The organism is Streptomyces sp. CA-135486 (assembly GCF_050936555.1).
Lineage (GTDB): Bacteria > Actinomycetota > Actinomycetes > Streptomycetales > Streptomycetaceae > Streptomyces.
On sequence record NZ_JBNJMM010000002.1, the window covers coordinates 911354 to 936329 of the forward strand.

A 24976-nucleotide genomic window follows, 5' to 3' on the forward strand; every position below is an offset into this window, starting at 1 on the left:
GGCACGTTAGTGCCCCGAGTGTGAGTGCGGTGTACGCACCTTGCCTGCCTGCCGGCCCTTCTCGACCACTACGAACTGACCCATCATCCCCAGGTCCTCGTGGTACAGCAGATGACAGTGGTACATATACGGAGTCTCCGGGTCCGCCGGCCCCTCGAAGCGCATCGCGAGCTTGACCGTCTTGAACGGGGGCACGAAGACCGTGTCCTTCGCCCCGCGCAGCTCGGGCGGCGGCTCCTCGCCGTCCACCTCCAGGACCCGGAACTGCACATCGTGCACGTGGAAGTTGTGCGGGGTGCCGTGTTCGTTGCGTACGGTCCAGGTCTCGGCGGTCCCCCGGACGACCGTCTCGTCGATCCGGTCCATCTTCATCTTCTTGCCGTTGATGCCGGTCGTCACCAGACCGAAGAACCGTTCGCCCACCGAGTCCGATCCGTCGGGCACCTCCAGCGTGCCCAGTTCGCCGGGGAGCTGGGGCGAGGGCCGCAGCGCCTTTGCGGCCCGCAGCTGAAGGACATCGAAGCTGTCGTCCCCGCCGCCGAAGCGCCCCTGCCAGCCGTCCCCGTAACCGCTGTGCGGGAAGCTGCGCAGCACGGTCCGCTCGCCGGGCTTCATCCGCACCACGATCTCGGCCCGTTCACCGGGGGAGAGCTGTATCCGGTCCGTCCCGGTCGGCTGCTCGAGCAGCCCGCCGTCCGTCCCGATCAGTGCGAACCGCCGATCGTCGGAGAACCCGAAGTCGTATATGCGGGCGGTCGACGCGTTGAGCAGCCGCAGCCGCAGAAGTTCGTCGCCGACCAGCTTGTACGGATCGAGCGTGCCGTTGACCATCGTCCGGTCGCCCAGAAAACCGGTGTCCCGCAGGATCTGGTGCCCGTGGTCGAACTTCGCCCCGTTGAAACGGACGTCCTGGACGATGACCGGCAGATCGTCGACTCCGTACTTCCTGGGCAGCGCGAGCCGGGCCGACTTCTCGTCGTCGAGGAGGAACATCCCGGCGAGACCGCGCTGCACATGCCGCTCCGTCGTGCCGTGCGGATGCGGGTGGTACCAGAGCGTCGCCGCGGGCTGGTTCACGGTCCAGCGTGGGCTGAAGGTCCCGCCCGGGGCGACCATCTGATGCGGACCGCCGTCCATCTTCGCGGGCAGATGCATGCCGTGCCAGTGCACGGTGGATGCCTCGCCCAGCGTGTTCTTGATCTTCACCTCGATCTTCTCGCCGCGCTTCGCCCGCAGCGTCGGCCCGAGGAAGTCGCCGTTGAAGCCCCAGGTGGGCGTCTGCTTGCCGGCTCTGAACTCCTTCTGACCCGCCTGCATGGTCAGTTCGAAGCGCCGGGTTCCGTTGGGCGTCACCGTCGATTTGGCCGGCGGCGGCACGGCCAGCTCGGTGCGGAACTCGGTACCGACCGTGGACACGTCGGCGTCGGAGTAGAGATACAGAGCGCCACCGCCCAGTGCGAGGCCGATGACGACCACGACCGTTGTGAGAATGATGAGGACGCGCTTCAGGCGAGACATACAACGAGCGTCCCGGCGGGCGCTCGTGGCTGCATCGGGGACGGCCCCCAGGCCGCCCCCGAATCAAATCCCTTACCAGCTAAGGGATTCCCCCTATGCGGTCTGCTTCGTGACGTAGTCGTGTGCGGCCTTGAGCAGCTCGGGGTGGAGCGCCTCGCCCGCCGCCAGCACCTGGGGCAGCAGCGTCCGCTCGGTGGTCTCGGACCGGAACGCCATGTGGACCGTCACCTCGTGATCCGGCCGGTGCACGATCTCGATCGCGTCACCGGCGCGGATCTCGCCCGGCTCGATGACCCGCAGATACGCGCCGGGCGCGCCCTGCTGCGTGAAGCGCTTGACCCAGCCCTTCTCGCCCAGCCAGCCGGCGAACGTACGACAAGGAATGCGGCCGCTCGTCACCTCCAGCACCAGGGTGTCGCCTATCCGCCAGCGCTCGCCGATCCTCGCCCCGCTCACATCGAGCCCGCTCGTCGTGAGGTTCTCGCCGAACGCGCCATTGGTGATCGGCCGTCCCAACTCCCGCTCCCAGAAGTCGAGATCCTCGCGGGCGAATGCGTACACCGCCTGGTCGGTGCCGCCGTGGTGCCGCAGATCGCAGACCGCGTCGCCCGCCACCCCGCCGCCCGCTTCGCCCTTGGGGCCCGGGTCCGTCACCCGTACGGCCCCGTCGACCGGCTGCTTGTCGATGCCGGTCGTACCGCCCGCTGTGCCGGTGTATTCAACGACCTTGGGCCGTCCCACATTCACGGTCAGAAGCTTCATGGACTCACGCTAACCGCCAGCACTCAAACGATCCAGCCAATAATTAGCCTCACCCCCAAGGGACCCTTATATTCGAAGAGTGATCGAGACCCGTCATCTCCGAGTCCTGTGCGCGGTCGCCGCCACCGGCTCCTTCTCCGCGGCGGCGCGCAGACTCGGCTGCACGCAGCCCGCCGTCAGCCAGCAGATGAAGGCGCTCGAGGCCTCCGCGGGCACCCCGCTGCTGATCCGTACGGGCCGTGAGATGCGACTGACCCAGGCGGGGGAAGCCCTCGTACGCCACGCCGCCGGCATCCTCGCCGGGCTGACCGCCGCCGAGGAGGAGATCGCGGCCATCGCCGGTCTGCGGGCCGGCCGGGTGCGCCTTGTGTCCTTTCCCAGCGGCAGCTCCACGCTCGTACCGACCGCGCTCGCCGCACTGCGCGCGGCCCATCCGGGCACCCGGGTCTCGCTCGTGGAGGCCGAGCCGCCGCGCTCGGTCGAGATGCTGCGGGCGGGCGACTGTGATGTGGCGCTCGCCTTCCGGTACGGCGGGACGGCCGCGGAGTGGGACGACCTGATCGTCCGCCCCCTGCTCACCGACCGCCTCGTCGGGCTGGTCCCGGAGGGGCACCGGCTCGCCGGATCACGGTCCGTCGCCATCGGCGATCTCGCCGACGAGTCCTGGATCGCGGGCTGCCCACGCTGCCGCCACCACCTTGTGGAGGTCTGCGAGGAGGCCGGCTTCACGCCCAGGATCGACTTCGCCACCGACGACTACCCGGCGGTGATCGGTCTGGTGGGGGCGGGTCTCGGCGTCGCCGTGCTGCCCGAGCTCGCGATGGAGTCCGTACGGCTGGGGGGTGCACGCACCGTGATCGTCGAGCCGTCCGTCGAACGCGAGATCGTGGCGCTCACGCTGCCGGACCTGGCCCAGGTCCCGGCGGTCGCGGCGACGCTCGACCAGCTGAGCCTGGCAGGCCCGGCCGTCAGCACCCCGCAGACGCGGCCGTGACCGGCTGAGCCCGGCCGCACCCCGCTGACCCGGTCCCGCCCGGCCGGCACCGGTTGCGCCCGAGAACCCGGGCGGCTGAGCCCGCTTGCACCCGAGATCAGGCGGGTTTGAGCACCTTAAGGCCCGGCCACCCCCGTCCGAAGCCGGGCGGGGGTGGTGCAGGAACGTTTCTTCGAATGTCCTTCGAACCGCGGACCTCAGTTCCGCGTCACGCCTCCCACGCTGGTGGCCGGGATCAGGCGATGCCGTGCACGCCCCATCAGCTCCTCGCGCTCGTCCTCTGTCAGTCCGCCCCACACGCCGTACGGCTCCCGCACCGCCAGCGCGTGCGCCGCGCACTCCGCGCGGACCGGGCACCTCATGCAGACCTCTTTTGCCGAGTTCTCGCGCGCACTCCGTGCGGCACCCCGCTCGCCCTCGGGGTGGAAGAAGAGAGAGCTGTCCACACCACGGCAGGCTGCGAGGAGCTGCCAGTCCCACAAATCGGCGTTGGGTCCGGGAAGGCGGGAGAAATCTGCCATAGCGCATGTCCCCTTGAAACCGTGCTGAGTGGATACAGGTCAGGTCGCACACGAGCGGGCTACGAGCCGGGTCCGGCACCCGCACGTGCCTCACGACCGTACATCTACTGTGTAAGTAGATGTAAATATGACTCATTGCGAATCTAGCTACAGACACTACAAAAAGGGAAGAAAAGGCGCTAAATGGGGCAGACCTTCCGAGTGAAGGGCTGGTGACCTGCGACGCTCTCTTCTGTGCACGCCCCCTCACATAGAGTGCTGAAGGCTGAAGTCCGACCCGTAACTCTTTCGAGTGACCGTCGTTGAGAGTGCGGAGGCGGTTGAAAGAACAAGCGCTCGGGCACATGCCCGAGAGCGTTCAACCGCACAGGTGACGAAAAGTACCCAGCCTGGAGGCTCAAGGTGACGCGCATCAGCTGCGGAGGGCGGCCATGACATCCGTCCTCGTCTGCGACGACTCCCCGCTTGCCCGAGAGGCGCTCCGCCGCGCGGTTGCCACCGTGCCCGGCGTCGAGCGCGTGACGACCGCGGCCAACGGCGAGGAAGTCCTCCGCCGCTGGGGCGCGGACCGCTCGGACCTGATTCTGATGGACGTACGCATGCCCGGTCTCGGCGGTGTCGAGACCGTCCGGCGGCTGCTGTCCGCGGACCCGGGCGCCCGGATCATCATGCTCACCGTCGCGGAGGACCTGGACGGCGTCGCGCTCGCGGTCGCCGCCGGTGCCCGCGGCTATCTGCACAAGGACGCCTCGCGCGCCGAACTGCGCGCGACGGTCACCCAGGCCCTCGCCGACCCGACGTGGCGGCTCGCCCCGCGGCGGCTGCGTTCGGCCGAGATGGGCGCGGCGCCCACCCTCACCGCTCGCGAGATCCAGGTGCTCGAGGGAATGAGCCACGGCCGGTCCAACGCCGAGATCGGCCGCGAGCTCTTCCTCTCCGAGGACACCGTGAAGACGCACGCCAGGCGGCTCTTCAAGAAGCTGGGCGCCTCGGACCGGGCGCACGCGGTGGCGCTCGGATTCCGCTGGGGCCTGGTCCGCTAGGCCATACGAGTGGTTTGCCGCGGGGGCGTGTCGGACCCCGCCCGCCGTCGGGTGGGCGGGGCGACGGATGGCCGAGGGCATCCGTTTCCCCCGCGATGCCGCATCCTTGAGGAGTGGAGTTCCTCGGGGACAAGTCGGTCGAGCGGAAGAGGAGGGCGCAGGAGATGAGTTCCGGCGCACCTGCTCATAACGCTTCGGTGCACAACATCGGACGCAGTGCCACGGATGCTCAGCCGCCAAGGCACCATGGACCGATGCACAACGACGAGCCCACGGTGATCGGTGCACTCGTTCACCGTGCCGTCGATGGCGACGAGCAGGCAACGCACGATCTCCTCGCGCATGTCCATCCGCTCGCGCTGCGCTACTGCCGCACCCGGCTCAGTCGGCTGCCGGGTGACGCGCGCCATTTCGTGGAGGACCTCGCGCAGGAGGTCTGTGTCGCGGTGCTGATGGCGTTGCCGCGGTACCGGGACACGGGACGGCCCTTCGAGGCCTTCGTGTTCGCCATCGCGTCGCACAAGGTCGCCGACCTTCAGCGGGCCGCCATGCGGCATCCGGGATCGACGGCCGTGCCGTCGGACGAGATGCCCGAGCGGCCCGACGACTCCCTCGGCCCCGAGGAGCGCGCGCTGCTCAGCGATGACGCCGAGTGGGCCAAGAAACTCCTCGCCAACCTCCCGGAGAACCAGCGCGAGCTGCTGGTGCTGCGGGTCGCGGTGGGGCTGACGGCCGAGGAGACCGGGCAGATGCTGGGCATGTCCCCGGGGGCGGTGCGGGTGGCGCAGCACCGGGCGCTCAGCCGGCTGCGCGCACTGGCCGAACAGTGACGCGCACTGGCCGAGCGGCCAGGTGTACGGCAGTGAGCCGCGCGGCAGACACTCGTGCGGCACTGAGTCGTGCAGCAGTGAGTCGTACGGCACCTCGCGCACGTATGAACACACAAAGCTGCTCGCTGATCTTGATCGTGGAATGAGACGGCTTCCGAGCCCGTTAGCATGGACATCCGCACCGATCAAGGCCATTTGGGGAAGGTGTCATGACCAACGTCGACGGAGTGCCCGATAAATTCGCGACACTCGGGCTGACCTACGACGATGTGCTGCTGCTGCCGGGTGCCTCGGACATGGCGCCCGACCAGATCGACACCTCCTCGTACATCTCGAAGAACGTACGGGTGAACATCCCGCTGCTGTCCGCCGCCATGGACAAGGTCACCGAGGCCCGGATGGCCATCGCGATGGCCCGGCAGGGCGGCGCCGGTGTGCTGCACCGCAATCTCTCCATCGCCGACCAGGCCAACCAGGTCGACCTGGTCAAGCGCTCCGAGTCCGGCATGGTCACCGACCCGATCACGGTGAACCCGGACGCGACGCTCGGCGATGCCGACCAGCTCTGCGCGAAGTTCCGTATCAGCGGCGTTCCGGTCACCGACCGCGGCGGCAAGCTGCTCGGCATCGTCACCAACCGCGACATGGCCTTCGAGTCGGACCGCTCGCGCCAGGTGCGCGAGGTCATGACGCCGATGCCGCTGGTCACCGGCAAGGTCGGGATCTCCGGTGTGGACGCCATGGAGCTGCTGCGCCGGCACAAGATCGAGAAGCTTCCGCTGGTCGACGAGGCCGGTGTGCTCAAGGGTTTGATCACGGTCAAGGACTTCGTCAAGGCCGAGAAGTACCCGATGGCCGCCAAGGACAAGGACGGGCGGCTGCTGGTCGGCGCCGCCGTCGGTGTCGCGGGCGACGCCTTCGAGCGGGCCCAGGCGCTGATCGAGGCGGGCGTCGACTTCATCGTCGTCGACACCGCCCACGGCCACTCCAGGCTGGTCGGCGACATGGTCGCCAAGATCAAGTCGAACTCGGCCGGCGTGGACGTCGTCGGCGGCAACATCGCCACCCGCGACGGCGCGCAGGCGCTGATCGACGCGGGCGTCGACGGCATCAAGGTCGGGGTGGGCCCGGGCTCCATCTGTACGACCCGCGTGGTCGCCGGCATCGGCGTACCGCAGGTGACGGCCATCTACGAAGCCGCGCTCGCCGCCAAGGCGGCCGGCGTCCCGGTGATCGGCGACGGCGGTCTGCAGTACTCCGGCGACATCGCGAAGGCGCTGGTCGCGGGCGCGGACACGGTGATGCTCGGCTCGCTGCTGGCGGGCTGCGAGGAGTCGCCGGGTGAGCTGCTCTTCATCAACGGCAAGCAGTTCAAGTCGTACCGCGGCATGGGCTCGCTGGGCGCCATGCAGTCCCGCGGTGAGCAGCGCTCCTTCTCCAAGGACCGGTACTTCCAGGAGGGCGTGGCCTCCGACGAGAAGCTGGTCCCCGAGGGCATCGAGGGCCAGGTGCCCTACCGGGGTCCGCTCTCCGCGGTCGTGCACCAGCTGACCGGTGGTCTGCGGCAGTCGATGTTCTACGTCGGCGGCCGGACGGTGCCGGAGCTGCAGGACCGCGGCCGGTTTGTGCGGATCACCTCGGCGGGGCTCAAGGAGAGCCACCCGCACGACATCCAGATGACGGTCGAGGCGCCGAACTACAGCAGGAAGTAGCGCGTTCCCCGGCGAGGGGCGGTTCCGGAATTCCCGGGGCCGCCCCTCGCGCATGTGTCGGGGATACTGGAGCGGCAGACGTAGAGGGAAAGGCCACACATCGTGACTGAGATCGAGATCGGGCGCGGCAAGCGCGGCCGCCGGGCGTACGCGTTCGATGACATCGCCGTCGTACCGAGCCGGCGCACCCGGGACCCGAAGGAGGTCTCGATCGCCTGGCAGATCGACGCCTACCGCTTCGAGCTGCCCTTCCTGGCCGCTCCGATGGACTCGGTGGTCTCCCCGCAGACCGCGATCCGCATCGGTGAGCTGGGCGGTCTCGGCGTGCTGAACCTCGAGGGTCTGTGGACCCGGTACGAGGACCCGCAGCCGCTGCTCGACGAGATCGCCGACGAGCTGGACGAGACCGCCGCGACCCGCCGTCTGCAGGAGATCTACGCCGCTCCGATCAAGGAGGAGCTGATCGGGCAGCGCATCAAGGAGGTGCGCGACTCGGGTGTGGTGACCGCGGCCGCGCTCTCGCCGCAGCGCACCGCTCAGTTCTCCAAGGCCGTCGTGGACGCCGGGGTGGACATCTTCGTCATCCGCGGTACGACGGTCTCGGCCGAGCATGTCTCGGGCGCGGCCGAGCCGCTGAACCTGAAGCAGTTCATCTACGAGCTCGATGTGCCGGTGATCGTCGGCGGCTGCGCCACCTACACGGCCGCGCTGCACCTGATGCGTACGGGCGCCGCGGGCGTGCTGGTCGGCTTCGGCGGCGGGGCCGCGCACACCACGCGCAACGTGCTGGGCATCCAGGTCCCGATGGCGACGGCGGTGGCCGATGTGGCCGCAGCCCGCCGGGACTACATGGACGAGTCCGGCGGCCGGTATGTGCACGTCATCGCGGACGGCGGCGTGGGCTGGTCGGGCGACCTGCCCAAGGCGATCGCATGCGGCGCGGACGCGGTGATGATCGGCTCCCCGCTGGCCAGGGCGACGGACGCGCCGGGCCGCGGCCACCACTGGGGCATGGAGGCGGTCCACGAGGACGTGCCGCGCGGCAAGCTGGTGGACCTGGGCATCGTGGGCACGACCGAGGAGGTCCTCGCCGGTCCCTCGCACAGCCCCGACGGGTCGATGAACTTCTTCGGCGCGCTGCGGCGGGCGATGGCGACGACGGGCTACAGCGAGCTCAAGGAGTTCCAGCGCGTCGAGGTGACGGTGGCGGACTCGCAGCACCGCCGCTGATCTTCTCGGTACATACGAAAGGGCCCCGCACCGGCTGGTGCGGGGCCCTTCGCTTGCCTGGATCAGTCGTTGGCCTTCTTGGCGCCGGCGAACGCGGCGACCGCGCCGATGGCGAGGAAGACGTAGGACATAAAGTCCGCCGCTTCCTTCCACACCTTGGTCAGGTCGCTGAAGTGGTTGAAGAAGTACTCCGTGAAGGAGAGGTCGCCCAGCTTCGTGAAGATGACCGCGATGGCGACCAGCTGGCCCAGGTACACGGCGCCGAGCGCGAGCACCGCGCTGATGACGGGCAGGGCCGGGTTGCGGCCGCCGACCTTGGCGGCGGCGAAGCCGACGAGGAAACCGACACCGATGGCCGCGTAGCCGATCTCGCGCTCGATGGCGCCGCCGATGGCGCCGTACGCGCCCGCGGCGACCAGGGCGGCTACGATCGCGGCCACGATGCCGAGGCCGACGTTGTCACGGACGGGCGCCGGAGGCGTGGCCGGGGCGTACGGGGCGCCGGCACCGGCGTCGGCGAACGGGTTGCCGGGCGGCGGTGGAACGGGCTGGCTCATATGGAAATCCCCCCAGGGACGGATGCGTCGCACGAGAGTGCGAGCGGAGGTCCCGGAGACTAGCAGCCCGGTCGGACAGCGCGGCACCGAGTTACCAAGCTGTTGGAGAGGCTCAGAGGCGGTGCGCGGCGCCGGCCGGGGTGGCGCCCCTTGTGTCGAGGAGGAGTTGGGCCTTGACCGCCAGACCTTGGAGATCGTATGTGCGGTGATGCTGGAGCAGCACCGTCAGATCCGCGTTGGCCGCGGCCTCGTAGAGGGAGTCCGCGCGCGGGACGGGAACGTCACGCACGCGCCAGTCCGGGACGTACGGGTCGTGGTAGCTGACGGCGGCGCCCAGATCCGTCAGACGGCGGGCGATCTCGGTCGCGGGGGAGCGCTCCGGGTCGGGGAGGTCCGCCTTGTAGGTGATCCCCAGCAGCAGCACGCGCGCGCCGCGGACCGATTTGCCGTGCTCGTTGAGGAGGGTGGCGCAGCGCTGGATGACGTACTGCGGCATCCGGGAGTTGATCTCCTGCGCGAGGCCGACCATCCGCAGCGGGTGACCGGGGGCGCGGCCGGTGTGCGGGACGACGCCCGGCACATCCGGGACACCTGGGAGGCCCGGGTCCCTGAGGTCCCTGAGGTTCCTCGGGTCTCTCAGGTCGCCCTGGGTTCTCGGGGTCGTCGGGGTCCTCGGGTCGCTCGGGTCCAGGGGGACGCCGTGGCCGCCGACGCCGGGACCGGGGCGGAAGGCCTGGAAGCCGAAGGGCTTGGTCTCGGCGCAGCGGATGACGTCCCAGAGGTCGACCCCGAGGTCGTGGCAGAGCACTGCCATCTCGTTGACCAGGGCGATATTGACGTGCCGGAAGTTCGTTTCGAGGACTTTGACGGTCTCGGCCTCGCGGGGTCCGCGCGCGCGGACCACTTTGTCGGTGAGGCGGCCGTAGAAGGCGGCGGCCGATTCGGTACAGGCGGGGGTGAGGCCGCCGATGACCTTGGGGGTGTTGGCGTAGCCGTGGGTGCGGCTGCCCGGGTCGACGCGGCTGGGGGAGTACGCGAGATGGAAGTCCCGCCCGGCACGCAGACCCGAGCCCTGCTCAAGGACCGGGCGGAGGAAGTTCTCGGTGGTGCCGGGCTGTACGGCCGATTCGAGCAGCACCGTGGTGTGCGGGCGCAGCCGTGCCGCGAGTGCGCGGGCGGCCTCGGCGAGTGCCGAGAGGTCCAGGGCGCCGTCGCTGCCGAGGGGGGTGGGGGCACAGATCGCGGCGGTGCGGACCCGGCCGAGCTCGGCCGCGTCGGTGACGGTCCGAAAGCCGGAGGAGAGCATGCGGCGGACGTCGGCCGGGGTGCGGCCCGCAGCCGGTTCGGCGAGCTGGCGCGGGTCGGTGTCGTAGCCGATGGTCTCGATGCCGGCGGCAACGGCGGCCTGGGCGAGGGGCAGGCCGAGATGACCGAGTCCGATGACGGCGAGATCTGCGGGCATGGTGTTGGCCGTCCTTCCCTTAACCGGAGGGGGCAGATAGCGCAAGCCCTGTGGGCAGAACGGGCAAGCGCAATGTCAGACTAGGCGTAAATATGACCGATATGCCGCATTGCAAGCTTGTGGCTGTCCGAGTGTTATCCACAGGCGGTGGCTGAAGTCGTCGACTGCGGACAGAATCGACGGTGTGAGCCCGACTGCAGGGGCCGTACGGGGGCGACGGGAGGCAGCAGTGAGGACAGCGACACTGGGACCCGAGGAGCGTGCCGAAGCGCTCGCCGGGATGGCCGAGCGTGAACTGGACGTGCTGGTGGTGGGCGCGGGCGTGGTCGGAGCAGGGACCGCGCTGGACGCCGCGACACGAGGCCTCTCCACCGGGCTTGTCGAGGCGCGTGACTGGGCCTCGGGCACATCGAGCAGGTCGAGCAAGCTGATCCACGGCGGGCTGCGCTATCTGGAGATGCTGGACTTCGCGCTCGTGAGGGAAGCGCTGAAGGAGCGCGGGCTGCTGCTGGAACGGCTGGCGCCCCACCTGGTGAAACCGGTGCCGTTCCTGTATCCGCTGCAGCACAAGGGCTGGGAGCGGCTGTATGCCGGATCGGGCGTCGCACTGTATGACGCAATGTCGGTGTCCTCGGGGCACGGGCGCGGGCTGCCCGTCCACCGGCATCTGTCGCGGCGGCAGGCGCTGCGGGTCGCGCCCGCACTGAAGAGGGACGCGCTGGTCGGGGCCCTGCAGTACTACGACGCCCAGATGGACGACGCGCGCTATGTGGCGACGCTGGTGCGGACGGCCGCGAGCTATGGGGCCCAAGTGGCCAGCCGGGCCCGTGTGATCGGCTTCCTGAGGGAGGGGGAACGGGTCGTCGGGGCGCGGGTGCAGGACGTGGAGGCCGGCGGGGAGTACGAGATCCGGGCCAAACAGGTCGTCAATGCGACCGGGGTGTGGACGGACGACACCCAGGCGCTGATCGGGGAGCGTGGGCAGTTCCATGTGCGCGCGTCCAAGGGCATCCATCTGGTGGTGCCCAAGGACCGGATCCACTCGTCGACCGGGCTGATCCTGCGGACCGAGAAGTCGGTGCTGTTCGTCATCCCCTGGGGCAGGCACTGGATCGTGGGGACGACGGACACCGACTGGGACCTCGACAAGGCGCATCCGGCCGCCTCCAGCGCGGACATCGACTATCTGCTGGAGCACGTCAACTCGGTGCTGGCGGTGCCGCTGACCCGGGACGACGTCGAGGGGGTGTATGCGGGGCTGCGGCCGCTGCTCGCCGGGGAGTCGGACGCGACCAGCAAGCTGTCGCGCGAGCACACGGTGGCGCATCCGGTGCCGGGCCTGGTGGTCGTGGCGGGCGGCAAGTACACGACGTACCGAGTGATGGCGAAGGACGCCGTGGACGAGGCGGTGCACGGCCTCGACCAGCGGGTGGCCGCCTGCGTCACGGAGAACGTGCCCCTGGTCGGCGCCGAGGGTTACACGGCGCTGTGGAACGCGCGGGCGAGGATAGCGGCGCGGACGGGGCTTCATGTGGTGCGCGTGGAGCACCTGTTGAACCGGTACGGCTCGCTGGCCGAGGAGCTGCTGGCGCTGATCGCCGGCGACCCGACGCTCGGTGAGCCGCTGGGCCATGCGGACGACTATCTGCGGGCCGAGATCGTCTATGCCGCATCGCACGAAGGGGCGCGGCACTTGGACGACGTACTGACCCGGCGCACCCGGATCTCGATCGAGACCTTCGACCGGGGGACGCACAGTGCGCGCGAGTGCGCGGAGCTGATGGCGCCGGTGCTGGGGTGGGACAAGGAGCAGATCGAGAAGGAAGTCGAGCACTACGAGAAGCGTGTGGAGGCGGAGCGCGAGTCGCAGCGGCAGCCGGACGATCTGACGGCGGACGCGGCACGGCTGGGGGCGCCGGACATCGTGCCGCTCTGATCCCGAGGGCACCCGCGCAGGGCCCCGACCAGCGAGGCGGTGAGCTTTACACGGAGTAGTGGCATGGTGGGTGGTCCCAGCCTCCCGGCCCGTCCCGAGGGACGGCGGACCCGGGAGCAGCGCCGGTCCCGGAGTGAGGGACAATGGAGGCTCTGCCAGGGCGGGTTACCGCATCGCGCGGGAAGCGGCAGGCGCGGGCGAAGATCAGGGATCGCAGAGGGGACGCATGTCGGAGGCTGAGCAGTCGCGGGAGCCCCAGCGGGACACGGCCGAGGAGCCGCGCGAGCGGCAGGAGTTGGCGTCGGAAGCGGCCGGGGGCGCACCGGATCCGGGGTCCGAGTCGGCGTCGGGCGGCGGTGCCGAGTCGGCCAAGGCGACGGGGGCCGAGTCGGCGTCGGGCGGCGGTGCCGAGTCGGCCAAGGCGGCGGGGGCCGGGAGTGAGGCCGAACGGGGATCCGGACAGCGTGAGTCGGCCGGAGCGAAGAAGCCGGCCGACGTGTCGGGGCAGGCGTCCACGAAGGACTCCGGTACGGGTGCGGCACAGGGCGACGCGGCCGGGGCCGGGCGTGGCGCCAAGGTGGGCGTGACCAAGGCCGGCGTGACCACGGCGGGTGCGGCCACGGCGGGCGGGGGCAAGGCGGATGCCGCGGGCCGGTTGCTCGCCGGGCGGTATCGGCTCGGCGGGGTGCTCGGGCGCGGCGGCATGGGCACGGTCTGGCGGGCCGTCGACGAGACCCTCGGCCGTACCGTCGCCGTGAAGGAGCTGCGCTTCCCCAACAGCATCGACGAGGACGAGAAGCGCCGGCTCATCACGCGTACGCTGCGCGAGGCCAAGGCGATCGCCCGGATCCGCAACAACAGCGCGGTGACGGTCTACGACGTCGTCGACGAGGACGACCGCCCGTGGATCGTCATGGAGCTCGTCGAGGGCAAGTCGCTCGCCGAAGCCGTGCGCGAGGACGGCACGCTGACGCCGCGGCGGGCCGCCGAGGTCGGACTCGCGATCCTCGACGTACTGCGTTCCGCGCATCGCGAGGGCATCCTGCACCGCGATGTGAAGCCGTCCAATGTGCTGATCGCCGAGGACGGACGCGTCGTGCTCACCGACTTCGGCATCGCTCAGGTCGAGGGTGACCCGTCCATCACCTCCACCGGCATGCTCGTCGGCGCCCCCTCGTACATCTCGCCCGAGCGCGCCCGTGGCCACAAGCCCGGACCGGCCGCCGACCTCTGGTCGCTCGGCGGGCTGCTGTACGCGAGCGTCGAGGGCTGCCCTCCGTACGACAAGGGCTCGGCGATCGCGACGCTGACCGCCGTGATGACCGAGCCGCTCGACCCGCCGAAGAACGCGGGCCCACTGGAGGAGGTCATCTATGGCCTCCTCGTCAAGGATCCCGCGCAGCGGCTCGACGACGCGGGCGCGCGGGCGTTGCTCACCGAGGTGCTGCACGCACCCGAGGCGCCCGAGCGGGCCTTGGAGCCAGAGCCGCCGGCGGATGCCACCCGGGTCATCGGGCTGCCGCCGCTGCCTCCCCCGCCGCCGGAGGCGAGGGCGAAGGACCCCGCCGCCGACCGCGTGCGCGGTGCGCTGCGCTCCGTACGCAACGCTGCCGCCGCTGCGGCCGCCAAGCCCGAGATGAAGAAGCCGCAGTCCACGCCCACGCCCGCGCCTGCGGCCACGCCGTCCGCCGCGCGGCCTGCGCCGGTGCGCGCGCCGCTCACCGATGTGGTGCCCCGGCGGACCCTCGTGATCATCGCACTCGTCGCCGCGCTCGCCGTACTGATCACCGTGCTCGTTCTGACGCTGGGAGACGACAAGGGCGGCCAGAACAAGACCAAGAGCGACAAGACGGCTTCGGCCGGAGCCACGAGCGGCAGCAACGGCAAGACCAAGGACAAGGGCAAGGGCAGGGCCGACGGCAAGGGCACCGGTACCGATACCGGCCAGGGCGGCAGCGGGGGCACCGGCCGCCAGGGCGGGAAGCCGTCCGGGAAGCCCAAGATCGACGACGCCGCGGGCGGGATCGGTGTGCCCCCCGGGTATGTGATGGTCTCCAACGACCAGTTCCACTTCACGATGGCCATGCCCAAGGGCTTCCACCTCACCGGGACGGCGGGCCGGAACTCCGGCGGGATATTCAGCCTGAACGGCGGCTTCCCGCGCATCCAGGTCGACTTCGGCGACAGTCCCCAGGACGACGCGGCCGCCGCCTGGGGTGCCGCGGTCGCCGGGACCCGCGCCAGCAGCGACGGCTTCAAGCAACTGGGCATCGCAAGGGTCAAGTACAACGGCTATCCGACCGTTGCCGACTGGAAGTTCGAGCGCAATCAGGACGGCGCGCGGGTACGGGTCCTCAACAGGGGCTTCAAGGTGGATGACGAGCGCGGTTACGCGATCATGATCACCTGCAAGGCGAGCGAGTGGCAGAGCACGGAGTGCGAGACCTTGCGCAAGACGGCGTTCGCCACATTCAAGCCCAAGGACTGAGCAAGGCCACGTATCGTGAGAGCCCGCGGACGGTACGCAGCCGCAAGAGGTCGTAAGAAGCCATCGGACGACCGGAATTGACGGTTTGTTACGCCTCCGGGGACCGGCCGGGGAAAAGCGCGCTTGTGGGGAGGCGACGTGGACGACTATGCGGGAAGGGTGCTCGCCGACCGCTACCGCCTGCCGCTGCCGCCCTCGGACGAGTACGAACTGGTCGAGACCCGGGCGTTCGACACCTACAGCGGCCAGGAAGTCCTGGTGCGGCAGGTGCCGCTGCCGGAGGTGGTGGAGGCGGAGGTCGTCGAAGCGGACGGCCTGGCGGGCGCGGCGGTGCCGCGCCGGACCCAGGGACGTACGACGCGGCGGCCCACGGACCCGGCGGTGCGGCGCGCCGTCGAGGCCGCGCAGGCGGCCGCGCAGATTCCCGACCACCCGCGCCTGGACCAGGTCTTCGACGTCTTCGCGGAGGGCGGTTCGCTCTGGATAGTGAGCGAGCGCGTCGCCGCCCGGCCGCTTGCCGCGCTGCTGGCGGAGAGGCCGCTCAGCCCGTACCGGGCGGCCGAGGTCGCCTCCGACGTCCTCACCGCGCTGCGGGTGCTGCATGCGCACGGCTGGATCCATCGGAACATCACCACCCGTACGGTGCTCGTCTGCGACGACGGGCGGGTGGTCCTGACCGGTCTGGCGTCAGGGGCGGCGGAGGAGGCACTGTGCGGGTACGCGCCGGTGCCAGGTCCTCCGGACGAGTCGGCGGGGGTTCCGGGGCCGTCGGAAGCGCCGTTGCCTCAAGCGCCGCTGCCGGAAGCGTCGTCGGCGGTGGAGGCGGAGACCTACGCGGATCCTGACGAGGGCGGACCGTACCGGGCTTCGCCCGGCGCCCGGGCCGCCCTGCCGGGCCCCGGGACCGGTGTGCCGGACGTCCGGGCCGCCAGAGCGGGCGCGATCGCGGCCTACCGCGCGGGTGCGCGTGCCGCGGCGCGGGTCAGCGAGGACCAGCGAGAGGGCGACCGTCCGGTTCAGGCCGGCTTCGACCCGGACTGGTGGGCCAGGCGCCCGGGCGAGCCGGGCCCGGACCTCGGCATCGACGACGAGACCGACGACGAGATCGACGACGAGGACGAGGGCGGCGGCTGGTCCGGCCCCGGCCGCGCCCGGCTGGCCGGGACATGGCACGACGGCCCCTTCCCGGCCCAGGACGGCCGGGGCCCCATCCCGGCGGGCGGCACCACGCCCGGCACCGGCCCCGGCCCCCGCACCAGCGCCACGCCCGCGGGTGGCAGCGGCTCCGCAGGTGGCAGGCCCGCCGCCGAACTGCCGTACGGCGCCCGCCCCGCGCTCCCCGGCCCCGCACGCGCCGCTGACAATCACCCCTACGGCGCCCGCCCCGCGCTCCCCGGTGCGCGCACCGATCCCCGGGCCGGCAGTGTGCCGCCCGCCGGCAGTAACGGTGGGACCGCCCGGGAAGCCCTGCGGGCCGATTCCCAGCGGCAGCCCGTCGTGGCCAGTGCCCAGACGCCCAGCGGGCGGTGGGACGAGATCGTCGCGGGCAGCACCGCTCCCGCGTACCGCGGACCCGCCACGCCCCTCGCCGCCGAGCGGGCCCGGCAGGCGCGCATCGCCGTCGTCGGGGCCGTCACCGAGCGGTGGGCCCCCGAGCAGGCCGGACCCGTCCACGAGAACTGGCAGTTGGCCGCCCCCGTCGGCCCCGCCACCGACCTCTGGGCGCTGGGCGCGCTGCTGTTCCGGGCCGTGCAGGGCCATGCCCCCTACCCCGAGGAGAGCGCCGTCGAGCTGGTCCAGCTCGTCTGCGCCGAGCCGCCCGCCTTCGCCGAGGAGTGCGGGCCGCTGCGCCCCGTCGTCGAGTCGCTGCTGCGCCAGGACCCCACGGAGCGCCCGGACTTCGAGGAGCTGCGCGGATGGTTGCGTTCGCTCGTGCGGTCCGCGCCCGAGCCCGAGGCCGGGATGGATGTCGTGCCGGTCCCCTCGGGTGCGGTCGACGGCTCACGGCTGCCTGTCGTACGCCGCCGGGGCGAGCTCGTGCGCAAGCGCCGCGGCTCGGCCGAGGTCGTGCACGGCCGCCACCGCCACAAGAAGGCCGCGCGCAAGCGGCGCGGCCCGCGTTCGCTGGGCCGCGTCCTGCTGCTGCTGATACTGCTGCTCCTGGTCGCAGCCGTGGCGTATGCCGTGCTCTTCATGCCGAAGTCCCAGGGCCAGCAGCGCGAGGAGTCCCAGGGCAAGAACGGTGGGCGTCCGCCGGCCGCCAGTCCGAGCCCGTCCCGTACCGCCCCGGACGACAACAGGCCCACCACCCCGGCCACCAGTGGCGCCCAGCAGCCCCAGACCTCCGCCCCGGCCGGGAAACTGCCCGATGGCTACACGCGGCGCAAGGACCCGGAAGGCTTTGAGACGGCCGTCGACAAGACCTGGCAGCGCCGCCCCATCAACGACATAGGACAAGTCCGTTACACCGACGGAGTTTTCACACTGATAGTCGTCCCCGGCCGGGACACTGTGAAAGCGAACGGCAACGACCCGCTGGCGTACCAGCGTGACAAGGAGCGCGAGCTGCAGCCGTGGCGGGACTCCTCCTGGGCCGGGGCGTCCGGGCTGCGTCGCATCGACGTCGGGCAGCAGGCCATGGCCGAGGGCCAGTTCACCTGGCAGGACAGCGGCGGCCGCGAGGTGTTCGTACGCAATCTCGTCCTGATCGTCGGCGGTAACTACCACGTCATCCAGGCGATCGGCCCGGAGGATCAGCGCGACAAGGTGACGGAGGTCTACCGGGAAGCCACGACCGCTTACCGCACCACCCGCTGACCGTCCACCACGCCAGGCGCTAGCATCACGGCGAGGTCACTTGAGGCATCCGGGGTTCCGCGCCCGTACATCCCCTCCGTAACCTGTCATCCCAAGGAACTGGGCGGGGGACGTGGAACATTCTCAGAGTCAGAGCACCGGAGCAGGTCTACTGCTCGCCGGGCGGTACCGGCTGAGCGAGACCATCGGCAAAGGTGGCATGGGCAAGGTCTGGCGCGCACACGACGAGGTGCTGCACCGGATCGTCGCGGTCAAGGAGCTGACCGCCGGCCGTTATGTCTCCGAGGCCGACCGGATCGTCCTGCACGCCCGCACCCAGAAGGAGGCCCGGGCCGCGGCCCGGATCAGCCACCCCGGCGTCGTCACCGTCCATGATGTGCTCGAACACGACGACCGGCCCTGGATCGTCATGCAGTACGTCGACGGGCCCTCGCTTGCCGACGCGGCCAAGGAGTCCGGGCGCATCCCGGCCACCGAGGCCGCCCGTATAGGACTGCATGTGCTGCGCGCGCTGGGCGCCGCGCACGCCGCGGGGGTGCTCCATCGGGACGTCAAGCCCGCGAACGTACTGCTCAACCGGGATGGCCGGGCGCTCATCACCGACTTCGGGATCGCAGCGATAGAGGGCGACGCGACCATTACCCGGACCGGCGAAATCGTCGGGTCCATTGACTACTTGGCCCCCGAGCGGGTACGCGGCGGGGATCCCGGGCCGGCCTCCGACCTCTGGTCGCTGGGCGCGACGCTGTACACGGCGGTGGAGGGCGAGTCGCCGTTCCGGCGCTCGTCGCCGCTGTCCAGCATGCAGGCCGTCGTGGGCGAGGAGCCACGCCACCCCGACAACGCCGGACCGCTGGCGCCCGTCATCATGGCGCTGCTGCGCAAGGATCCCGCCGCCCGCCCGTCGGCAGCCGAGGCCGAGCAGATGCTGGCGGAAGCGATGGGAGAGCGCCGGGCAGCGCCGCGGAATGCCCAGGTTCCGCCCCAGCGGACCACGGAGCGGCACACCCGGCCCCAGACCACTCAGCTGCCGACGCCGACGCCGCACACTCCGGTGCCCGCCGTCGGTCCCGACCCGGCCCCGCCGAAGCCCCGTCGCGGCGGCCGGCTGCGCCGGGCGGCGCTCGTCGTCGTCCTCGCGGCCGTCGTCGGCGTCGGTGCGGGCTTCGCGGCCATGAAGTACGCGCGCGGCGACAACGATGGCGCAGCGCCCACCGGCAACCAGTCGACGAAGCAGCCGGGGCAGCCCTCGGGCCTGCCGGCCGGCTGGCGTCGCGTGGATGACCCGGACGGCTTCACTCTCTGGGTACCGGAGGGCTGGACGCGCCAGACGGACGGCGACCAGATCGACTACACGCCCGACAACGGCCGCCACCGCATCCGGATCAGCAGCAACACGTCACCCGACTTCGAGAATCCGTATATGCACATGCTGGACATGGAGAAGAGTCTCAAGAAGCGGCTTCCCCAGTACAAGCGGCTGAAGCTGGGCCCCAACACCTACCGCGACCAGACGAACTCCGCGCTCTGGGAGTTCACCTGGACCGAGAAGAAGACCTTCCCCGGTCCGCGGCGGGCCATTGACCAGATGTACGACGAGGACGACGGCACGGAGTACGCCCTCTACATGTCGGGTCCGGCCGATGACTGGGCGACGACCCGCGCGCAGTTCGACACCATGCTCCGAGGCTGGCGGCCTCCCGGCATGATGGACGAAGGCTGATCGAGAGGGAGTTGCGTGTCCGAGGAAACGCGGCTGATCGCGGGCCGCTACCGACTCCTTGACCGGCTGGGACGCGGGGGCATGGGCACCGTGTGGCGCGCCGACGACGAGTTGCTGGGCCGTCGCGTTGCCGTCAAGGAGCTCCATCCGGAGGATGCGCGGGGCGGGCGCCATTCGTCCCCGTACACCTCGACGGCTGCGCCGCTGCGCGAGGCCCGGGCCGTCGCCCGGGTCAAGCATCCGCATGTGATCGTCGTCCATGACGTGGTCGTCGACGATGGACTTCCGTACATCGTCATGGAGCTGGTCGACGGCGACTCGCTGGCCGAGCGGATCGCGCGCCGCGGTCCCGCCGATGTGGCGGAGGCGGCGCGTATCGGGCTTGCGCTGCTGGGCGCGCTGCGGGCCGCGCACGAGCTCGGGGTGCTGCACCGTGATCTGAAGCCCGCCAACGTACTGCTCGAGGAGTCCACCGGACGGGTCGTGCTGACCGACTTCGGCATCGCGCAGCTCGCCGGGTCCACGACGATCACCGAGACGGGGTCTTTCGTGGGATCGCCCGAGTACACCGCGCCGGAGCGGATGCAGGGCGTCACGGCGGGGCCCGAGTCGGACCTGTGGTCGCTGGGGGTGCTGCTGTGCGCGGCGGTGAGCGGTGAATCGCCGTTCCGCCGCGACTCGTTGGGCGGCATTCTGCACGCGGTGGTCGAGGACGAGATCCGTCCGCCCGCGCAGGCCGCGCCGCTGCTACCGGTCGTACTGGGCCTCCTTGAGCGGGATCCGGAAAGCCGGCTCGGCGCGGCGCAGGCGGAGGAACTGCTGCGTACGTACGTCACGACGGGCGCGGTGCCCGTGCGGCATACCCCCACGAGGCAGGACGCGCCGAGTGTGATCGCGCCCCCGCCTCCTGCCACGCCCGCCCGTCGCAGGCGTACGCCGTTGCTGGTCGCGGCCGCCCTGGTGGCCGCACTTGCCGGGGCGGGAGGGGCGGCTGCGGTTCTGCTGGGCGACGACGGAGGGAACACGGCGGCATCGGGGCACCCGACCGTGAGCGGTACGCCTTCGATCCGTACGGCACAATCACCGGCCGCGGACGCGAAGCCCACCCCCACCGTGACCGTCACCGCCCCCACCGTCGCCGGCCCCAAGGCACCCGAGGGTTATCTCACGGTCGCGGACCCGGACGGTTTCGCGCTTTCCGTCCCCGAGGGCTTCGTCCGTTCCGAGGACGACAAGCGGGTCTACTACATGGCGCCGGACAAGGGGATCAGGATGGGCGTACGCGTGCAGCCGTCCGCCTCCGACGGGCCGCTCGGAGCGATGCGCCGCTCGGACGCCGACGGGTCCAGTACCAACCCCGGCTACCGGGCCGGCAAGGTCACCCCCACCACGCACAACGGACTGTCGGCCGCGCTCTGGGAGTTCACCTGGAACGGCTTCTCCACGGCGGAGGGGCCCCGGCACACGTACGACATCTGCTGGGACGAGGGCGGGAAGATGTACGACGTCTGGGTCTCCGCCCCGGTCGGCCAGGCCGACGAGGCGCGGCGGCACTTCGACACCGCGCTGGACTCCTTCACACCAGGCAGGTGACGCGGGGACACGGTCACAGGAGGGGGACACGGCACGTCCCGTCCACCGGCTCGCCCGCTACGTCGTCGAGATGCCCGAGGGCGGCCGGGAGAGGCCGAGGGGCAAGAACTTTTCCGCGCTGTGCGTGACCGTCCGAAGCTCGGAAAAGCGCAGACAAGCCCCTGATCAGGGCTTATCTGCCAGCGATCGCTGGCACGGTGGTGAGGGCCGTGTGAAAAGCCGTTACCGGCGGGTACCCAAAGTTCCGGATGCCGCATACTCTCGCCCCCATGACGGACTCGCAGGCCCCCGCCGCCGCCCTCGGCACCAACCCGACAGCCGCCGCCCCGGCCGGTGCGCGCACCGCAGCCGACGTGGTCACCCCCGAGGTGGTCGCCCAGCTCACGCGCGGTGTGATCGGCTCCGGCCGTACCGCCAACCACACCCCGTTCACCGGGGAGAAGCTGGCGGACCTGCCCGAGTCCACACCTGAGGACGTGGCGGAGGCCTTCGAGCGCGCCCGCGCCGCCCAGCCCGCCTGGGCCGCGACCCCGGCCCGCGCCCGCGCCGCCGTCCTGCTCCGCTTCCACGACCTCGTACTTGAACGTCAGGCCGAAGTACTCGACCTGATCCAGCTGGAGACGGGCAAGGCCCGGCTGCACGCGCACGAAGAGGTACTGGCCGTCGCGGTCGCCGCCCGCCACTACGGCCGCAAGGCCCCGGCGTATCTCAGGCCCAAGCGGCACACCGGCGTCGTGCCCGTGCTCACCAAGACGACCGAACTGCGTCAGCCGCGCGGTGTCGTCGGCCAGATCGCCCCGTGGAACTACCCGTTCGAGCTCTCCGTCGGCGATGCGCTGCCCGCGTTCGTGTCCGGCAACGCCGTCGTGATGAAGCCCGATACGGAGACCGCGCTGACCGCTTTGTGGGCCCGCGATCTGCTCATCGAGGCCGGACTCCCGGCCGAGGTCTTCCAAGTGGTCCTGGGCGAGGGCCCCGTCGTCGGCCCCGAGGTCGTCAAGCACGCGGACTACGTCTCCTTCACCGGCTCCACGCGCACCGGCCGCGAGGTCGCCCGGGGCGCGGCGGCCCGCCTCATCGGTGTCTCCCTCGAACTCGGCGGCAAGAACGCCATGCTGGTGCTGCACGACGCGGACATAGAGAAGGCCGCGGCCGGAGCGGTCCGCGCCTGCTTCTCCTCGGCCGGCCAGCTGTGCATCTCCATCGAGCGGCTGTACGTCCACGAGTCGATCGCGGACGAGTTCGTCGAGCGTTTCGCCGCCCGCACGAAGGCGATGCGCCTCGGCAACTCCCTTGCGTACGGAGCGGACATGGGATCCCTCGTCGGCGAGCGCCAGCTGGAGACCGTCACCCGCCATGTCGAGGAGGCCGTCGCCAAGGGCGCGATGCTCGTCGCCGGCGGCGTCGCCCGCCCCGACATCGGCCCGCTGTTCTACGAGCCCACCATCCTCGACGGCGTCGAGGCCCCGATGGCCGTGTGCACCGAGGAGACCTTCGGCCCTGTCGTCTCCATCTACCGTTTCAAGGACGAGGACGAGGTCGTCAAGCAGGCCAACGCGACTCCGTACGGCCTGAATTCGAGCGTCTGGACGCGCGACGGCCGCCGCGGCCACGCCCTCGCGGCGAAGCTGCGCACCGGCACGGTCAACATCAACGAGGGGTATGCACCGGCGTACGGCAGCGTGCAGTCCCCGATGGGTGGGATGAAGGACTCCGGCCTCAGCCGGCGGCACGGCTCGGAGGGCATTCTCAAGTACACCGAGGCCCAGACGGTCGCCCAGCAGCGGCTGCTCCCGCTGGCCCCGTCGCTGGGCATGGACGACGAGAAGTACGCGGCGTTCATGAGCCGGTCCCTGAAGGCGATGAAGGCCCTGCGTCTGAGCTAGTTCACTTTTTTACGCACCGAGGAGAGCCATGCCCGAGGTATCCCCTGCCCAGAATCAGGACGACTCGCTCCACGAGGACTACGACTACGACGTCATCGTCGTCGGCTCGGGCTTCGGCGGCTCGGTCTCCGCGCTGCGGCTGACCGAGAAGGGCTACCGGGTCGGGGTCCTGGAGGCGGGCCGCCGCTTCACCCGCGAGACGCTGCCCAAGAACTCCTGGGATCTGCGCAACTTCCTGTGGGCCCCGGCCCTCGGCCTCTTCGGCATCCAGCGCATCCATCTGCTCGGCAATGTGATGGTGCTGGCGGGCGCGGGAGTGGGCGGCGGTTCGCTCAACTACGCCAACACCCTCTACGTACCGCCGAAGCCCTTCTTCGACGACCCGCAGTGGAAGGACATCACCGACTGGCAGGAGGAGCTGACGCCGTTCTACGACCAGGCCCGGCGCATGCTGGGGGTGCGGCTCAATCCGACGATGACGCCCTCGGACGTCCATCTCAAGGCGACCGCACAGGCCATGGGGATCGGCGACACGTTCCACCTGGCGCCGGTCGGAGTCTTCTTCGGGGACGGCGACGACGCCGACGGCAGGGCGAAAGCGGCGCCGGGGACGGAGGTCGCCGACCCCTACTTCGGTGGCGTGGGGCCGTCCCGCAAGGCGTGTACCGAATGTGGCGAGTGCATGACGGGCTGCCGTCACGGCGCGAAGAACACCCTCAACGAGAACTACCTCTATCTGGCGGAGCAGGCGGGCGCGGTCATCCACCCGATGACGTCGGTCGTCACCGTCACGGAGGACGCGCGGGGCGGCTTCGCCGTGCAGACCCTCCCGAGCGACAGCAAGCGCAAGGGGAAGGGCCGTACGTTCACCGCTCAGCGCGTCATCATCGCCGCGGGCACCTACGGCACCCAGACCCTCCTCCACCGGATGAAGGACAGCGGCCTGCTGCCGCGCATCTCGGCGCGGCTCGGCGAGCTGACCCGTACCAACTCCGAGGCGCTGGTGGGCGCGCAGACCGACAACCGGCGCTACCGCAAGCGGCACGGCGCGGAGAAGGTCGACTTCACGCGCGGAGTCGCGATCACGTCCTCGATCCACCCCGACGAGAACACTCATATCGAGCCGGTCCGCTACGGCAAGGGCTCGAACGCGATGGGCGGCATGACGGTTCTCCAGGTCCCCTACAGCTCACGTCGTGTCCTGTCCTGGCTCGGCAACTGCGCGCGCCACCCCTTGCTTTCGGTCCGCGCGCTCTCGAACCGCCGCTGGTCGGAGCGGACCATCATCGGTCTCGTCATGCAGTCGCTGGACAACTCGCTGACCACGTACCGCAAGCCGAAGGGCATCGGCAAGGGCCTGCTCACCGCCCGCCAGGGCCACGGCGCGCCCAATCCGAACCAGATCCCGGAGGCCACCCGCGCGGCCTCCCTGCTCGCCGAGGAGATCAACGGCTTCGCGGGCTCGAACATCGGCGAACTGATGGGCACCCCGCTGACCGCGCACTTCCTGGGCGGCTGCCCGATCGGTTCCTCCTCGGAAGCGGGCGTCATCGACCCGTACCACCGGCTGTACGGCCACCCGGGCATCTCGGTCGTGGACGGCGCGGCGGTCTCGGCGAACCTGGGCGTGAACCCTTCGCTGACGATCACGGCACAGGCGGAACGGGCGATGTCGTTCTGGCCCAACATGGGTGAGGAGGACGCGCGTCCGGCGCAGGGAGAGACATACGAACGGCTCTCGGCGATCGCACCGAAGTCCCCGGCGGTCCCGGAGTCGGCCTTCGGCGCGCTGAAGCTGCCGTTCCTGGGGATGCCGTCGGTCCCGCCGAAGAAGTAGGCCCACGCTTTCTGGCCACGCGAACGTGCGAAGGCCGCTGCACCCCCCTCCGAGTGCAGCGGCCTTC

16 protein-coding genes and 2 pseudogenes are annotated in these 24976 nt (G+C 70.6%); 12 read left to right on the forward strand and 6 right to left on the reverse strand.

Going from position 1 to position 24976, the window contains the following annotated elements; all coding sequences use genetic code 11:
* Positions 1 to 6: 6 nt before the first annotated feature.
* On the reverse strand, positions 7 to 1518 hold the full coding sequence (locus ACQEVG_RS23515) for a multicopper oxidase family protein (RefSeq protein WP_432987103.1): 1512 nt from the start codon (positions 1516 to 1518) through the stop codon (positions 7 to 9).
* Positions 1519 to 1611: 93 nt separating this feature from the next.
* The gene (locus ACQEVG_RS23520) at positions 1612 to 2280 is read right to left on the reverse strand and encodes an MOSC domain-containing protein (protein ID WP_432987105.1); all 669 of its coding nucleotides are present in this window, start codon (positions 2278 to 2280) and stop codon (positions 1612 to 1614) included.
* 79 nt (positions 2281 to 2359) lie between these two features.
* Here ACQEVG_RS23520 and ACQEVG_RS23525 point away from each other — a divergent pair, with 79 nt between their 5' ends.
* Positions 2360 to 3274, forward strand: a complete 915-nt coding sequence (locus ACQEVG_RS23525) for a LysR family transcriptional regulator (RefSeq protein WP_432987107.1) — start codon at positions 2360 to 2362, stop codon at positions 3272 to 3274.
* A 197-nt stretch (positions 3275 to 3471) separates the two neighbouring features.
* Here the strand turns inward: ACQEVG_RS23525 and ACQEVG_RS23530 are convergent, their stop codons facing one another.
* On the reverse strand, positions 3472 to 3795 hold the full coding sequence (locus tag ACQEVG_RS23530) for a WhiB family transcriptional regulator (protein ID WP_360884116.1): 324 nt from the start codon (positions 3793 to 3795) through the stop codon (positions 3472 to 3474).
* Positions 3796 to 4226: 431 nt separating this feature from the next.
* Between ACQEVG_RS23530 and ACQEVG_RS23535 the strand changes: the two genes are divergently transcribed.
* From ACQEVG_RS23535 to ACQEVG_RS23550, 4 genes are all read left to right on the forward strand, one after another.
* Positions 4227 to 4838 carry a response regulator transcription factor gene (locus ACQEVG_RS23535; RefSeq protein ID WP_003948568.1) on the forward strand — a complete coding sequence of 204 codons (612 nt, stop codon included), beginning with the start codon at positions 4227 to 4229 and terminating at the stop codon, positions 4836 to 4838.
* A gap of 254 nt (positions 4839 to 5092) precedes the next feature.
* Positions 5093 to 5668 carry a sigma-70 family RNA polymerase sigma factor gene (locus ACQEVG_RS23540; protein ID WP_432987110.1) on the forward strand — a complete coding sequence of 192 codons (576 nt, stop codon included), beginning with the start codon at positions 5093 to 5095 and terminating at the stop codon, positions 5666 to 5668.
* Between the two features lie 209 nt (positions 5669 to 5877).
* Positions 5878 to 7380, forward strand: a complete 1503-nt coding sequence (guaB, locus tag ACQEVG_RS23545) for an IMP dehydrogenase (protein ID WP_432987112.1) — start codon at positions 5878 to 5880, stop codon at positions 7378 to 7380.
* 102 nt (positions 7381 to 7482) lie between these two features.
* Positions 7483 to 8610, forward strand: coding sequence for a GuaB3 family IMP dehydrogenase-related protein (locus tag ACQEVG_RS23550; RefSeq protein WP_432987114.1), 1128 nt, complete (start codon positions 7483 to 7485; stop codon positions 8608 to 8610).
* A gap of 62 nt (positions 8611 to 8672) precedes the next feature.
* On the opposite strand, the gene ACQEVG_RS23555 is transcribed toward ACQEVG_RS23550, so the two are convergent.
* From ACQEVG_RS23555 to ACQEVG_RS23565, 3 genes and pseudogenes are all read right to left on the reverse strand, one after another.
* Entirely contained in the window at positions 8673 to 9167 is a 495-nt protein-coding gene (locus tag ACQEVG_RS23555; protein WP_432987116.1) for a hypothetical protein, read from the reverse strand.
* Between the two features lie 112 nt (positions 9168 to 9279).
* Positions 9280 to 9723 (reverse strand): annotated as a pseudogene (locus tag ACQEVG_RS23560) (UDP binding domain-containing protein); the annotation flags it as partial.
* A gap of 129 nt (positions 9724 to 9852) precedes the next feature.
* A pseudogene (locus ACQEVG_RS23565) lies at positions 9853 to 10629 on the reverse strand (nucleotide sugar dehydrogenase); the annotation flags it as partial.
* 229 nt (positions 10630 to 10858) lie between these two features.
* Here ACQEVG_RS23565 and ACQEVG_RS23570 point away from each other — a divergent pair.
* The 7 genes from ACQEVG_RS23570 to ACQEVG_RS23600 all read left to right on the forward strand — a co-directional run bounded on the left by ACQEVG_RS23570 (position 10859) and on the right by ACQEVG_RS23600 (position 24909).
* A complete protein-coding gene (locus ACQEVG_RS23570) occupies positions 10859 to 12565 on the forward strand; it encodes a glycerol-3-phosphate dehydrogenase/oxidase (RefSeq protein WP_432987118.1) in 1707 nt (568 codons plus the stop codon).
* A 226-nt stretch (positions 12566 to 12791) separates the two neighbouring features.
* Positions 12792 to 15053, forward strand: a complete 2262-nt coding sequence (locus ACQEVG_RS23575) for a serine/threonine-protein kinase (RefSeq protein ID WP_432987120.1) — start codon at positions 12792 to 12794, stop codon at positions 15051 to 15053.
* A gap of 138 nt (positions 15054 to 15191) precedes the next feature.
* Complete coding sequence (locus ACQEVG_RS23580) at positions 15192 to 17870, forward strand: protein kinase (RefSeq protein WP_432987122.1); 2679 nt, start codon at positions 15192 to 15194, stop codon at positions 17868 to 17870.
* A gap of 112 nt (positions 17871 to 17982) precedes the next feature.
* Positions 17983 to 19593 (forward strand): serine/threonine-protein kinase, encoded by a 1611-nt coding sequence (locus ACQEVG_RS23585; protein ID WP_432987124.1) that lies wholly within the window; start codon positions 17983 to 17985, stop codon positions 19591 to 19593.
* A gap of 15 nt (positions 19594 to 19608) precedes the next feature.
* Entirely contained in the window at positions 19609 to 21186 is a 1578-nt protein-coding gene (locus tag ACQEVG_RS23590) for a serine/threonine-protein kinase (protein ID WP_432987126.1), read from the forward strand.
* A gap of 269 nt (positions 21187 to 21455) precedes the next feature.
* Entirely contained in the window at positions 21456 to 23072 is a 1617-nt protein-coding gene (locus ACQEVG_RS23595; protein WP_432987128.1) for a succinic semialdehyde dehydrogenase, read from the forward strand.
* A 28-nt stretch (positions 23073 to 23100) separates the two neighbouring features.
* Entirely contained in the window at positions 23101 to 24909 is a 1809-nt protein-coding gene (locus tag ACQEVG_RS23600; protein WP_432987130.1) for a GMC oxidoreductase, read from the forward strand.
* The last annotated feature ends 67 nt before the right edge of the window (positions 24910 to 24976 follow it).